Annotated in this window: 10 protein-coding genes; 6 read left to right on the forward strand and 4 right to left on the reverse strand. The window is 69.5% G+C overall.

The window, feature by feature from the left end:
• Positions 1–2 precede the first annotated feature (2 nt).
• Positions 3–2,735, reverse strand: a complete 2,733-nt coding sequence (secA, locus tag LXB15_RS01905; RefSeq protein WP_233950608.1) for a preprotein translocase subunit SecA — start codon at positions 2,733–2,735, stop codon at positions 3–5.
• A gap of 286 nt (positions 2,736–3,021) precedes the next feature.
• Here secA and LXB15_RS01910 point away from each other — a divergent pair, with 286 nt between their 5' ends.
• The 5 genes from LXB15_RS01910 (at position 3,022) to LXB15_RS01930 (ending at position 7,500) form a co-directional block, all read left to right on the forward strand.
• Positions 3,022–3,918, forward strand: coding sequence for a peptidyl-prolyl cis-trans isomerase (locus tag LXB15_RS01910; protein WP_233950609.1), 897 nt, complete (start codon positions 3,022–3,024; stop codon positions 3,916–3,918).
• 96 nt (positions 3,919–4,014) lie between these two features.
• On the forward strand, positions 4,015–5,256 hold the full coding sequence (argJ, locus tag LXB15_RS01915) for a bifunctional glutamate N-acetyltransferase/amino-acid acetyltransferase ArgJ (protein ID WP_233950610.1): 1,242 nt from the start codon (positions 4,015–4,017) through the stop codon (positions 5,254–5,256).
• The gene (locus LXB15_RS01920) at positions 5,237–6,025 is read left to right on the forward strand and encodes an N-acetyltransferase (protein WP_233950611.1); all 789 of its coding nucleotides are present in this window, start codon (positions 5,237–5,239) and stop codon (positions 6,023–6,025) included. Before argJ ends, LXB15_RS01920 begins: the two co-directional genes overlap by 20 nt.
• A complete protein-coding gene (mutT, locus tag LXB15_RS01925) occupies positions 6,022–6,432 on the forward strand; it encodes an 8-oxo-dGTP diphosphatase MutT (RefSeq protein ID WP_233950612.1) in 411 nt (136 codons plus the stop codon). Before LXB15_RS01920 ends, mutT begins: the two co-directional genes overlap by 4 nt.
• Positions 6,433–6,552: 120 nt before the next feature.
• Positions 6,553–7,500, forward strand: coding sequence for a helix-turn-helix domain-containing protein (locus LXB15_RS01930; protein WP_233950613.1), 948 nt, complete (start codon positions 6,553–6,555; stop codon positions 7,498–7,500).
• 10 nt (positions 7,501–7,510) lie between these two features.
• On the opposite strand, the gene LXB15_RS01935 is transcribed toward LXB15_RS01930, so the two are convergent.
• Positions 7,511–8,344 (reverse strand): aldo/keto reductase, encoded by an 834-nt coding sequence (locus tag LXB15_RS01935; protein WP_233950614.1) that lies wholly within the window; start codon positions 8,342–8,344, stop codon positions 7,511–7,513.
• Positions 8,345–8,473: 129 nt separating this feature from the next.
• Between LXB15_RS01935 and LXB15_RS01940 the strand changes: the two genes are divergently transcribed.
• On the forward strand, positions 8,474–8,845 hold the full coding sequence (locus LXB15_RS01940; RefSeq protein ID WP_233953025.1) for a PRC-barrel domain-containing protein: 372 nt from the start codon (positions 8,474–8,476) through the stop codon (positions 8,843–8,845).
• A 121-nt stretch (positions 8,846–8,966) separates the two neighbouring features.
• Here the strand turns inward: LXB15_RS01940 and clpB are convergent, their stop codons facing one another.
• Together clpB and LXB15_RS01950 are read right to left on the reverse strand one after the other, a co-directional pair.
• Positions 8,967–11,591: an ATP-dependent chaperone ClpB gene (gene clpB / locus LXB15_RS01945; protein ID WP_233950615.1), complete on the reverse strand. Its 2,625-nt coding sequence runs from the start codon at positions 11,589–11,591 to the stop codon at positions 8,967–8,969.
• 285 nt (positions 11,592–11,876) lie between these two features.
• Positions 11,877–12,989 carry a DUF4167 domain-containing protein gene (locus tag LXB15_RS01950; protein ID WP_233950616.1) on the reverse strand — a complete coding sequence of 371 codons (1,113 nt, stop codon included), beginning with the start codon at positions 12,987–12,989 and terminating at the stop codon, positions 11,877–11,879.
• Positions 12,990–13,289: the final 300 nt, after the last annotated feature.

The raw sequence follows: 13,289 nt of genomic DNA on the forward strand, positions 1-13,289 counted from the left end.
CGTCAGACGAAGGCGCCGTGGCAGTGCTTGTACTTCTTGCCGGAGCCGCACGGGCAGGGCTCGTTGCGGCCGACATGGCCCCAGCCCTCGGGATTGTCCGCGTCGCGCGGCAGGCCGTTGGCCGCCCCGGCGGCCAGGCCGGCCGTGACGTTCTGCACGCCGCCGCCGCCATCCATCTCGTCCTCGCCGGTCGACGCATCGACATGATGGGCGGCCATTTCCGGCACGCGCGGCGCCGGGGTCTCCTGCGGACGGACCAGCTCGACCCGCATCAGCTGCTGGGTGGTGCGCTCGCGCAGGTTCGCCAGCATCGACTGGAAGAGCTCGAAGGCCTCCGACTTGTACTCGTTCAGCGGATCGCGCTGGGCGTAGCCACGGAAGCCGATGACCGAGCGCAGATGGTCGAGATTGACCAGGTGCTCGCGCCAGAGCGCGTCGATCGTCTGCAGCACGATGTTGCGCTGGACATAGGTCGCGACGTCGCGGCCGAAGCGCTCGGCCTTGTCCGCCGCCGCCTTGTCGGCCGCCTCGCGGATGCGCTCGCGGATGTCGTCCTCGGCGATGCCTTCCTCTTCCGCCCATTCCGGAATCGGCAGGTCGAGATTGAGGAGGTCGATCGCCTCGGCCTTCAGCTCCTGCGTCGACCACTGCTCCGGATAGGCCCGCTCGGGGATGTGCCGGGCGACCATCGCCTCGATGGTTTCGTTGCGCATGTCGGCGACGGTCTCGTCGAGCTCCGGCGCATCCATCAGCTCGATGCGCTGCTCGAAGATGACGCGACGCTGGTCGTTCATCACGTCGTCGTATTTCAAGAGGTTCTTGCGGATGTCGAAGTTGCGCGCCTCGACCTTCTTCTGCGCCTTCTCCAGCGCCTTGTTGATCCAGGGATGGACGATCGCCTCGTCTTCCTTGAGTCCGAGCTTGGTCAGCATGGAATCCATGCGCTCGGAGCCGAAGATGCGCATCAGGTCGTCCTGCAGCGACAGATAGAACTTCGACCGGCCGGGGTCGCCCTGGCGGCCGGAGCGGCCGCGCAGCTGGTTGTCGATGCGCCGGCTCTCGTGGCGCTCGGTGGCGAGCACGTAGAGCCCGCCGGCGGCCATCGCCTCGTCCTTCAGCCGCTTGATGTCGGCCTTGATCGCGGTTTCCTTCTCGGTCCGCTCCGGCCCCTCGGGCATGTCGGCGAGTTCGCGGGCGATGCGCATCTCGGCATTGCCGCCGAGCTGGATGTCGGTGCCGCGGCCGGCCATGTTGGTGGCGATGGTCACGGCGCCCGGCACGCCGGCCTGGCTGATGATGTAGGCTTCCTGCTCGTGGTAGCGGGCGTTGAGGACCTGGAAGTCCTTCACCCCCTCCTTGCGCAGCCGCTCGGCCAGCATCTCGGACTTCTCGATCGAGGTGGTGCCGACGAGGATCGGCTGGCCGCGCAAAGCGGCGTCCTTGATCTCGCCGGCGATCGCGCGGAACTTCTCCTCGAAGGTCCGGTAGACCTCGTCGTCCTCGTCGAGACGCTGGATCGGCTGGTTGGTCGGGACCTCGACGACGTCGAGGCCGTAGATGTCGCCGAACTCGGCCGCCTCGGTCTGGGCGGTGCCGGTCATGCCCGCCAGTTTCTTGTACATGCGGAAATAGTTCTGGAAGGTGATCGAGGCGAGGGTCTGGTTCTCCGGCTGGACCGTCACCCCTTCCTTGGCCTCGAGCGCCTGGTGCAGGCCTTCCGAATAGCGCCGGCCCGGCATCATGCGGCCGGTGAACTCGTCGATGATGACGATCTCGTCGCCGCGCACGATGTAGTCCTTGTCGCGCTGGAACAGCCGGTGGGCCTTCAGCGCGTTGTTGACGTGGTGGACGATGGCGACGTTCTCGATGTCGTAGAGCGAGTCGCCATGCAGGTGCCCGGCCGCCTCGAGCAGGCGCTCGAGCTTCTCGGTGCCGTCCTCGGTGAAGGAGACCTGGCGCTGCTTCTCGTCGACCTCGTAGTCCTCGGGGCCGAGCTGCGGGATGAACTTGTCGATGGTCTTGTAGAGGTCGGACCGGTCGTCGAGCGGGCCGGAGATGATCAGCGGCGTGCGCGCCTCGTCGATCAGGATCGAGTCGACCTCGTCGACGATCGCATAGTGATGGCCGCGCTGGACCATCTGGCTGCGCTCGTACTTCATGTTGTCGCGCAGATAGTCGAAGCCGAGTTCGTTGTTGGTGGCGTAGGTGACGTCGCAGGCATAGGCGGCGCGGCGCTCGTCGTCGGACTTGCCGTGGACGATGGTGCCGACGGTGAGCCCGAGGAAGCGGTAGAGCCGGCCCATCCACTCGGCGTCGCGGCTGGCCAGGTAGTCGTTGACCGTGACGACGTGGACGCCCTTGGCCTCGAGCGCGTTGAGATAGACCGCGAGGGTCGCGACGAGGGTCTTGCCCTCGCCGGTCTTCATCTCGGCGATGGCGCCGGAGTTCAGCACCATGCCGCCGATCATCTGGACGTCGAAGTGCCGCATGCCGAGCGCCCGCCTGGCACCCTCGCGAACCACGGCGAAGGCCGGCGCGAGAAGGTCGTCGATCGTCTTGCCGTCGGCGAGCTGGGCGCGGAACTCGGCGGTCTTGCCGCGGAGCTGCTCGTCGGTCAGCGCCGAAAATTCTTCCTCGTAGGCCGCGATGGCTCGAATGCGCGGTTCGTAGCGCCTGACCATCCGGTCATTCGACGAACCCAGCAACTTGCGGGCTAGCCCGCCAAAACTGACCATGAAGTGACCTTCCAGAGTGTCTTGAGCTACCGACGCCGTTGCCGTCGCCGCCTGTCGCGGTCGCCGGTTCCGGTCGATCCCCTGCGCTTGCGGGGCCTTCAAACTTTGCGGAAGGCGGCTGGACTTTCGGATCGCGCGAGAGATAAGAGGGGGCCAAACCGATGTCAACGGCGCCCGACCTGCCGGGGACGCCGCTTTCCGGGGCTACAGGGACGTTGCCACAGGCGCGCGAAACGCCGGCCGGAAGCCCCACTCTCCCATCGAACCGCAAAGGATGTTCTTTGCCATGACCATCGATCTACGCCTGACCCTCGCCGCCAGCGCGATCGTCCTCGCCGTCCTTGCCGGCCCGGCCCGCGCCGCCGATGCCGACATCGTGGCGAAGGTCGGCGACGCCGAGATCACCGAGGGCGACCTCAGCGCCGCGCAGAAGGAGATCGGCGCGCAGTTCCAGCAGCTGCCCGAGGAGCAGCGCCGGCTGGCGGTGCTGTCCGCGCTGATCGACATCAAGGCGCTGGCGCAGGAGGCCGAGGAGGCCAAGCTGCAGGACGAGCCGGCGGTGGCGAGCGAGATCGACTTCCAGCGCGACCGCGCGCTCCACAATGCGTTCTTCGCCAAGAACGGCGTCGCCACGGTGACCGAGGACGAGCTCAAGGCCCGCTACGACGCCGAAATCGGCGCGATGCCGGCGACCGAGGAAGTGCATGCGCGCCACATCCTGGTGAAGACCAAGGAAGAAGCGCAGGCCGCGATCAAGCGGCTCGACGAGGGAGCGGACTTCGCCACCGTCGCCAAGGAAATGTCGACCGGCCCGTCGGGCCCGGAAGGCGGCGACCTCGGCTTCTTCCGCGCCGGGCAGATGGTGCCGGCCTTCGAGGCGGCCGCCTTCGCGCTGGAGCCGGGGCAGTACAGCAAGGAGCCGGTCGAGACGCAGTTCGGCTGGCACGTGATCCGGGTCGAGGAGAAGCGGCAGGCCGAGCCGCCGAGCTACGACCAGGTGAAGGAGCAGGTCCGGCAGGTGGTGCTGCGCGAGAAGTACATGGAGCTCGTCCGCAAGGCACGTACCGACCTCACCGTCGAATATGTCGACCCGGCGCTCAAGCAGCAGATCGAGGCGATCGAAGGCGCGATGGAGCCGGCACCCGCCGACGCACCGGCGGCCGAAACGCCGCCGGCCGAGTAGCCCGCAAGGCCTGCCTCGGGGCGCCGTCGCGCGCCGCAACGAATGCGACCCTGGCGCCGCCCCGGCGGCGCCAAACCTCAGCCGCCGAAGGATTCCATGACGACGCCCGTCTCCCCCCTGGCCCCGGCCACCATTCCGGAGCTTCCCCCGATCGAGGGCGTCCGCATCGCGACGGCGGCGGCCGGCATCAAGTACAAGGGCCGCACCGATCTCCTGGTGATGGTGCTGGATGCGCAGACCACCGTCGCCGGGGTCTTCACCACCTCGAAATGCCCGTCGGCGCCGGTGGATTTCTGTCGTGAGAGCCTGAAGGGCGGCACGGCGCGGGCGCTGGTGGTCAATTCAGGCAATGCCAACGCCTTCACTGGACAACGTGGGCGGGAGACGACGAGGGCGACGGCGCAGGCCGCCGCCGCGGCGCTCGGCTGCCCCGCCGATGCGGTCTTCCTGGCCTCGACCGGCGTCATCGGCGAGCCGCTCGACGCCGGCAAGTTCACCGGGCTCCTGGCCGGGCTCACCGACGCGGCGCGGCCGGACGGCTGGCGCGAGGCCGCCGAGGCGATCATGACCACCGACACCTATCCGAAGCTCGCGACCCGCACGGTCGAGATCGGCGGGGCGAGCGTGACGATCAACGGCATCGCCAAGGGCGCCGGAATGATCGCGCCCGACATGGCGACGATGCTCTCCTTCGTGGCCACCGACGCGCCGATCGCTGCGCCGGCGCTGCAGGCGATGCTGGCGAGCGCTGTCGGTCCGAGCTTCAACTCGGTGACGGTCGACAGCGACACCTCGACCTCCGACACGCTGCTGCTGTTTGCCACCGGCAGCGCCGCGGCCCGCGGCTGCCCCCAGATTACCGACGCGAACGACCCGGCCGCCGCCGGCTTCCGGGCCGCGCTCGACGACCTGCTGCTCGACCTCGCGCGGCAGGTGGCGCGCGACGGGGAGGGGGCCCGCAAGGAGATCCAGGTCACCGTCGAGGGCGCGACCAGCGATGCGGCCGCCAAGCGGATCGCGCTGTCGATCGCCAATTCGCCGCTGGTCAAGACCGCCGTCGCCGGCGAGGACGCCAATTGGGGCCGGGTGGTCATGGCCGTCGGCAAGGCCGGCGAGACCGCCGACCGCGATCGCCTCGCCATCCATTTCGGCGACGTCCGCGTCGCCGTCGACGGGGCACGCGATCCGGCCTATTCGGAAGCCGCGGCCTCGGCCGTGATGCAGCGCCCGGAGATTCCGATCCGGGTGGAACTCGGCCTCGGAACCGGGCGCTGGACAGTCTACAGCTGCGATCTCACGAAGGAATATGTCGCGATCAATGGCGATTACCGAAGCTGAGAGACTGCGACAGCTGGCCGTGGTGCGCCGGCTCGAGGCGGCGGGCTTCCGCGCCTGGCCGGCGTCGACGACGTCGTTCGACGGCACGTGGGCGGTGCGGCTGACCAAGGCCTTCCCGGCCAAGCGGCTCAACTCGGTCAACCCGCTCGACCCCTCCGACAACGCCGACATTCCCGAGCGGATCGAGCGGGCGCGCCGGACCTTCCTCGACTATGGCCGAACGATCATCGTGCGGCAGTCGCCGCTGGCGCCGCCGGAACTGGTGCGCCATCTCGACGACGACGGCTGGAGCCGCTTCGGCGAGTCGGTGGTGATGACGGCGGACCTGACGAAACTCTCCTTCGAGAGCGCGCTGGACCGGATCCCGATCCGCGACACCGCCCGCTACATCGAGGCTAGCCTGATCGTCCACGAGCGACCGGCGTCGCTGCGCGCCGGGCTGACCGAGATCATCGAGGCGATCCGCCCGCCCACCGGCCTGTTCGTGCAGGAAGACAAGGCCGGCGCGCCGGTCGCGGTGGCGCTCGCCATCCACGACAACGACCTGACCGGGCTGCTCGACGTCGCGGTGGCGCAGAGCCAGCGCCGCCAGGGCACCGGCCGCGACCTCGTCGCCACGGCGCTGCGCTACACCGTCCGCAAGGGCGCCAAGACGGCCTGGGTGCAGGTCGAGGCCGACAATGCGGCGGGCCTGTCGCTCTACCGCTCGCTCGGCTTCACCCCGGCCTATCGCTACGTCTACCGCGCGCCGCCGGAGAGCGCCGCGTGAGCGGCCCGCGTTCGCTGCTCGTCGTCGTCGCCTGCGCGCTGCTCGATGCCGACGGCCGCATCCTCCTGTCCGAGCGCCCGGCCGGCAAGGCGCTGGCGGGGCTGTGGGAGTTTCCCGGCGGCAAGCTCGACGAAGGCGAGACGCCGGAGGCGGCGCTGATCCGGGAACTGCGCGAGGAACTGGGAATCGAGACGCAGGCGGCGTGCCTCGCGCCGCTGACCTTCGCCAGCCATTCCTACGACGGCTTCCATTTGCTGATGCCGCTCTATGTCTGCCGCCGCTACGAGGGCATTCCGTACGGCCGCGAGGGGCAGCGGCTGAAATGGGTGCGGGCGTCGCAGCTGCGGGACTATCCCATGCCGCCGGCCGACGAGCCGCTGATCGCCCACCTCGTCGATCTGCTCTGAGCCGCGCCATCGCCGGCGCGCGGCCCCCTATGGCGGCGGGCGCGATTGCTGCATAGGATGGCGGATCGACTGACCGTAGCAGGGCAATGACGCCTCATGCCGGCGCGTCCCGGAGCGGGCATGTTGCGGACATTCTCCGCCGACGGCGAGAGAGGCGACCCCGGTCGGGCGGCGGGAAACCGCGGCCCGGAGCGGCGGCTCGGCCCGCTGGTGCTGGGCGCGCCCCATGCGCAGGAGGGAATCGAGCAGCGGCCGGCGGCCCACGGCAGCCGCGAGGCCGGCGAGGACTTCATCATCCAGCTCGTCCTTGCGGGCCGTCTCGACGTCGATACCTACGGCGCGATCGGTCGTGTCGGGGCCGGGGAGATCGTCCTCTTCGACATGAGGCGTCCGCGCCGGACCGAGGCGTGCGAGGTTCTGACGGTCGTCTTCCGCATCGCCCGCGATGCCCTGGAGGCAGCGTTCCCGGCCAGCCATCTGCTCCATGGCGCGGTGCTGCGGCCGCCGCATGCCGGCCTGCTCGCCGAGACCATGCAGGTCCTTTGCCACCACGGGTCGCTCATCCCCGAGGCGCAAGGGGAGCGCGCCGCCCGGGTATTTGCCGAGATGCTGGCGATCACCCTGCACGCTGCCGGATGGCAGCCCGGCCGCGCCGTGCCGGCCGGCGACCCGGCCGGGCTGGCGCGGGCCCGCCGGCTGGTCGAGATGCGCCTCGCCTCGGCCGATCTCGGCCCGGCGCTGCTGGCCGCCGAGATCGGCGTGTCGCGCTCGCGCCTCTACGACCTGTTCAAGCCGCTGGGCGGGGTCTCGCGCTACATTCAGGAGCGGCGGGCCTCGCGGCTGCACGACCTGTTGTGTGCGCCGCACGAGACCCGCAGCGTGGCGGTCCTTGCCTACGCTGCCGGCTTCGCCACCGAGAGCCATGCCAGCCGCACGTTCCGCGACGTCTATGGCATCGCGCCGGGCCGCTTCCGGCGGCTGCGGCGCGAGGCGGGCGACGCTCCGGGAGCACTGCCCTCTCCCGACGTCATGGCCGACGGCGAGGCACTGGTGCCCGCCGAGCCGTGAGGCTTCCGCCTCAGATGATCGCCAGAGGCTGCTTGCGGCGCGGCGGCGGGAACGCCGCGTCGATCTCGGCGAGATCCTCCGCGTCGAGCGCCAGGTCGAGGGCTGCGGCGTTGTCGCGGACATGCGCCACGCTGCTGGCCTTGGGGATCGCGATGATGTCCTTGTGGCGCAGCACGAAGGCCAGCGCGACGCGGGCCGGCGTCGCGTCATGGCGCGCGGCGATACGAACCAGCGTCGCGTCCTCCAGCAGGTCGCCGCCTTGCCCGATCGGCGAATAGGCCATTGCCGGCATGCCCTGCGCTTCCAGCATCGGCAGCAGGTCGAACTCGATGCCGCGTTCGCCGGGATTGTAGAGCACCTGGTCGGTCTGCACCGACGCGCCGCCGGCCGCTGCCAGTTCCTCCATGTCGTCGACGTCGAAGTTGGAGACGCCCCAGCGCAGGATCTTGCCGGCCGCCTTCAGCGTCTCCAGCGCCGCGACGGTCTCCGCCAGCGGCACGCTGCCGCGCCAGTGCAGCAGATAGAGGTCGAGCCGGTCGGTGCCGAGCCGTTGCAGCGACGCCTCGCAGGCGCGGATCGTGCCCTGGCGCGAGGCATTGCCCGGCGCGACCTTCGACACGAGGAAGATGTCGTCGCGGCGGCCGTCGATCGCCTCGCCCACCAGCTGTTCGGAGCGGCCGTTGCCGTAGATTTCCGCCGTATCGAGAAGCGTCATGCCGCGCTCGATCCCCTCGCGCAGGGCGGCGATCTCCGCATCGCGGCGGGTGGGCTCGTCGCCCATCATCCAGGTGCCCTGGCCCAGCACCGGCACTGGGGTGCCATCGGGAAGCGTTGTCTGTCGCATGGGTTTCTCCGGTTGTCGCTGCCTCGTGCGGGCCGCCATGGCGGAACGAGCGGTCGGTCAAGGCGTTGCAGGAATAAGCAAATTCACCAAGGAGACGACGTCATGTCATCGACGGAAGGCCAGACCATCATGGGCACGGACGACGTGGCGGGAGTGAGCGTCGGTGTCGACAACATCGAGGCGAGCCGGGTGTCCGGCACTGCCGTCTACAACACCGAGGGCGACCATCTCGGCCATATCCACGATCTCGTGCTTGGCAAGCGCGACGGGCGGGTGAAATATGCCGTCATGTCGTTCGGCGGCTTCCTCGGCATCGGCGAGGAATACCACCCGCTGCCCTGGCAGGCGCTGAAATACGACGAGCGGCAGGGCGGCTATGTCGTCGGCGTCACCGCCGACCAGCTGCGCGAGGCGCCCCGCTATGCCGCCGACGCCGCGCCCGACTGGGACCCCGAATACGGGCGCCGGATCGACGACTACTATCGGCCCGCCTTCTTCTGACCGGCAGGCCGGGCCACGGGTGAAACGGAAAAGGCCGCCGGGGTATCGTCCCCGGCGGCCTTTCTGCATGGCTGTGGCGCTCGTGTCCCGCGCGGCGGCGTTGGCCACCGCCGGCGCGGCGTCAGGCGGCGACGCGGTCTCCGGGCGCGCCCGACTTCGAGCCGACCACGTGGAAGATCAGGTGGTCGCCGCCACCGGTGATCTTGACGATCGCCTCGTCCCTGATGTCGCCGAGCAGGATCCGCTCGGCCAGCGGGTCCTGGACCTCCCGCTGGATCACCCGCTTCAGCGGCCGAGCGCCGTAGGCAGGATCGTAGCCCTTCTGCGCCAGCCATTCGCGCCCTGTCTCGTCGAGCAGGATGGTGATCTCGCGATCCGCCAGCAGCTTCTCCAGCCGGCCCATCTGGATGTCGACGATGGCGCCCATCTCGGACCGATGCAGGCGGTGGAACAGGATCGTCTCGTCGACGCGGTTGAGGAACTCCGGCCGGAACGACGCCCGCACCACCGCCATCACCTGCTCGCGCGCCGCCTCGGCATCCTCGTCGTCGCGCAGCGACACGAGGTATTCCGCACCGAGATTGGAGGTCATGATGATCATGGTGTTGCGGAAGTCGACCGTGCGCCCCTGTCCGTCGGTCAGGCGCCCGTCGTCGAGCACCTGCAACAGGACGTTGAAGACGTCCGGATGCGCCTTCTCGATCTCGTCGAACAGCACGACCTGGTAGGGCCGGCGCCGCACCGCCTCGGTGAGCGCACCGCCCTCCTCGTAGCCGACATAGCCGGGAGGCGCGCCGATCAGCCGTGAGACCGAGTGCTTCTCCATGTATTCCGACATGTCGAGCCGCACCATCGCCGTCTCCTCGTCGAAGAGGAAGGCGGCGAGCGCCTTGGTCAGCTCGGTCTTGCCGACGCCGGTGGGGCCGAGGAAGATGAACGAGCCGATCGGCCGGTTCGGGTCCTGCAGGCCGGCGCGGGCGCGCCGGACGGCGCGCGACACCGCCTGCACCGCCTCGCCCTGGCCGACGACGCGCTTCTGCAACTCGTCTTCCATGCGCAGGAGCTTGTCGCGCTCGCCCTCGAGCATGCGGTCGACCGGAATGCCGGTCCAGCGCGACACGACCTGGGCGACGTGGTCGGCGGTCACCGTCTCCTCGACCATCGAGCCGGCCCCGCCCTTGCCGTCCTGGGCCTCGGCGGCCTTCAGTTCGGCCTCGAGCTTCGGGATGACGTCATAGGCAAGCTCGCCGGCGCGCTGGAACTCGCCGCGCCGCTGGGCGATGGCGAGATCGTTGCGGGCCTCGTCGAGCTGCCGCTTGAGGTCGGCGGCATGGCCGAGCTTGGACTTTTCCGCCTGCCAGGTGGCGGTGATCGCAGCCGACTCCTCCTCGAGATTGGCGAGTTCGCCCTCCAGCCGTTCGAGCCGGTTGCGGGAGGCGTCGTCATCCTCCTTCTTCAGGGCCTCGCGCTCGATCTTCAGCTGCATGATGCGGCGGTCGATCTCGTCCAGCACTTCGGGCTTGGAATCGACCTGCATGCGCAGCCGCGCGGCGCCCTCGTCGATGAGGTCGATCGCCTTGTCGGGCAGGAAGCGGTCGGTAATGTAGCGGTTCGACAGCTGCGCCGCGGCGACGAGCGCCGAGTCGGATATCCGGACCTGGTGGTGCTGCTCGTACTTCTCCTTGAGGCCGCGCAGGATCGAGATCGTGTCCTCGACCGTCGGCTCGGAGACGAAGACCGGCTGGAAGCGGCGGGCGAGCGCGGCGTCCTTCTCGACATGCTTGCGGTATTCGTCGAGCGTCGTCGCGCCGACGCAGTGCAACTCGCCCCGCGCCAGTGCCGGCTTCAGGAGGTTGGAGGCGTCCATCGCGCCGTCCGCCTTGCCGGCTCCGACCAGCGTGTGCATCTCGTCGATGAACAGGATGATGCCGCCTGCAGCCGAGGTCACCTCCGACAGCACCGCCTTCAGCCGCTCCTCGAACTCGCCGCGATACTTCGCGCCGGCGATCAGCGAGCCCATGTCGAGCGCCATCAGCTGCTTGTCGCGCAGGCTCTCGGGCACGTCGCCATTGACGATGCGCTGGGCCAGGCCTTCCGCGATCGCCGTCTTGCCGACGCCCGGCTCGCCGATCAGCACCGGGTTGTTCTTGGTGCGGCGGGAGAGGACCTGGATGGTGCGCCGGATCTCGTCGTCGCGCCCGATCACCGGGTCGACCTTGCCCTCGCGGGCGGCCGCGGTCAGGTCGCGGGCATATTTCTTCAGCGCGTCGTAGCCGCTCTCGGCCGACTGGGAATCCGCGGTGCGGCCCTTGCGCAGGGCATTGATGGCCTCGTTCAGCCCGTTGGCGGTGACGCCGGCCGCCTTGAGGATCTCCGAGGTCTTCGCGGCCTTCTCGATCACCATGGCGAGCAGCAGGCGCTCGACCGTGACGAAGCTGTCGCCGGCCTTCTTGGCGATCTCCTCGGCCGTCGCGAAGACCTTGGCCAGCGGCTGCGCCAGGTACATCTGGCTGCCGCCGCCGGAGACCCGCGGCAGCGCGTCGAGCGCAGCGTCGACCGCCAGCCGGACGTCCGCCGGACGGCCGCCGGCCTTCTCGATCAGGCCCGCCGCCATGCCCTCCTCGTCGTCGACGAGGACCTTCAGGAGATGTTCGGGGGTGAACTGCTGGTGGTCCCGCGAGACCGCGAGAGTCTGTGCCGCCTGGATGAAGCCGCGCACGCGTTCGGTGTATTTTTCCAGATTCATGATGTCGCTCTCCTGCCGCGAACCTCCCTCACTGCCGAGGCAAGGTCCGAGTGTTCCTGGAGTCCGGCTCCCGTTCCGGCGAGCCGCCCACCGGACATATGGGGAAAGCGCGCCGCCCCCGGAAGGGGCACAAGCCGCGACTGTTGCAGAAATGCCGGTCCTGTCATTGCGCTATGTCAGGGCGATCCGAAAATCGCCATGAGCTTTCCCGAAACGACGAATGGCGCCGCGGAGACCGCGACGCCATTCGAATTTCTGCAAGCCGAACCGCCCGCAGGCGGCCGGTCAGCCGTTGGAGGCCAGCAGGAAGGACGGCAGTTCGTTGCCTTCGCCGTCGCTGGCGCCGCCCGACCCGTCCTCGGGCTTCTTCTTGCGCGGCCGGCCGGGCCGGCGCTTGGCCGGCGCCTCGCCTTCCGGCGCATCCGCAACGGCTGCGGCGGGCCGCGTGTCGGCCGCTTCGCCAGTGGCGGCTTCCTGGACCGCCGGGGCGGCGGCCTCGGTCGAACCATTCTCCTCGCCGTCGCGGTTGCGACGCGGGCGACCGCGACGCCGCGGCTGCGGCGCCTGTTCGTCGGTCGCGGGAGATCCACCGGGAGAGGCTACGGTCGCCGCGGGCTCTTCGTCGCGGCGGGTGTTGGCCTCGCGGCGCGGCGCATGCTCGTCGCGCGGCGGCTGTCCGCCGCCGTTGCCGGCGTGCGCGGCTTCCTCGCGGTCGCGTCGGCCGTCGGCCTCGTGGCGCGGCGCGCGTTCGTCCCGCTGCCCGTCGCCGTTGCGCGGCGCGTCATGGGCGATGACGGGTTGCGGCCCGGTGCCCTGCGGCTGGAAGCGGTCGCGGCGCTCGCGGTTGCCATCGCGGTTGCCGTCACGATCGCGGTTGCCATCGCGGTTGCGGTTGCCGTCGCGCTCGCGGTTGCCGTCACGGTTGCCATCGCGGTCACGGTTGCCGTCCCGGTCGCGGCTGCTGTCGCGATTGCGGTTCTGCTCGCGGTCACGGTTGCCATTGCCGTCCCGATTGCCGTCGCGGTCGCGATTGGAATCGCGGTCGCGGAAACCGTCGCGGTCGGATTCGCGGGCGCCGTTGGAGGCCGGCCGCTCGTCGTTGCGAAACTCCTGGGAGTCCTGCGAATCGTCGTCGTCCTCGTCGCCGTCCCGCATGTCGCGGTCGTCGCGCTGCGGCTGGAACTGGCCCTGGGCGGCCGCGACGATGCGGTTGTAGTGCTCGGCGTGCTGCAGATAGTTCTCGGCCATCACCCGGTCGCCGGCGCCCGAGGCGTCGCGCGCCAGCATGCCGTACTTCTCGGCGATATGCTGGGCGTTGCCCCGGATCTTCACGTCCGGGCCGTTCGACTCGTAGCTGCGCGAAAGCGGGTTGGGACCTTTCCGGCCCCGACCGCGCATGCGGTTCTTCTGCTGTTGCTGCTGCTGTCCTGGCCTCATGCTCTTCCCGTCTTCTGGATGTGCCGGCCGCGCCGGTCTGGGCCCTTGCCTGCGAACGCGCCAAGCGCGTTCATGCTCATCGGCCGCGCAGCTGCACAGCCGCCTCAAAGAGTTTTAAGTGTTTGCGCCTGGCGACACCCAACGCCGGCACGGACGACCGATCGGTCATCTCGAGCATCCCGCGCCGCGTCACTGCGGCATCGTTCGGGATGTCCCCCTCGAATGCTCGGCTATACGCGGGACCCTAGAAGGGAAAACGTC

Origin of the sequence: Aurantimonas sp. HBX-1 (genome assembly GCF_021391535.1) — a bacterium.
GTDB lineage: Bacteria > Pseudomonadota > Alphaproteobacteria > Rhizobiales > Rhizobiaceae > Aurantimonas.

Bases quoted from the DNA above. Each gene is read 5' to 3' on its own strand.
- LXB15_RS01940 (WP_233953025.1), top strand. From the start codon at position 8,474: ATGGGCACGGACGACGTGGCGGGAGTGAGCGTCGGTGTCGACAACATC.
- LXB15_RS01935 (WP_233950614.1), bottom strand. From the start codon at position 8,344: ATGCGACAGACAACGCTTCCCGATGGCACCCCAGTGCCGGTGCTGGGC.
- LXB15_RS01910 (WP_233950609.1), top strand. From the start codon at position 3,022: ATGACCATCGATCTACGCCTGACCCTCGCCGCCAGCGCGATCGTCCTC.
- clpB (WP_233950615.1), bottom strand. From the start codon at position 11,591: ATGAATCTGGAAAAATACACCGAACGCGTGCGCGGCTTCATCCAGGCG.
- LXB15_RS01950 (WP_233950616.1), bottom strand. From the start codon at position 12,989: ATGCGCGGTCGGGGCCGGAAAGGTCCCAACCCGCTTTCGCGCAGCTAC.
- secA (WP_233950608.1), bottom strand. From the start codon at position 2,735: ATGGTCAGTTTTGGCGGGCTAGCCCGCAAGTTGCTGGGTTCGTCGAAT.
- argJ (WP_233950610.1), top strand. From the start codon at position 4,015: ATGACGACGCCCGTCTCCCCCCTGGCCCCGGCCACCATTCCGGAGCTT.
- LXB15_RS01920 (WP_233950611.1), top strand. From the start codon at position 5,237: ATGGCGATTACCGAAGCTGAGAGACTGCGACAGCTGGCCGTGGTGCGC.
- LXB15_RS01930 (WP_233950613.1), top strand. From the start codon at position 6,553: ATGTTGCGGACATTCTCCGCCGACGGCGAGAGAGGCGACCCCGGTCGG.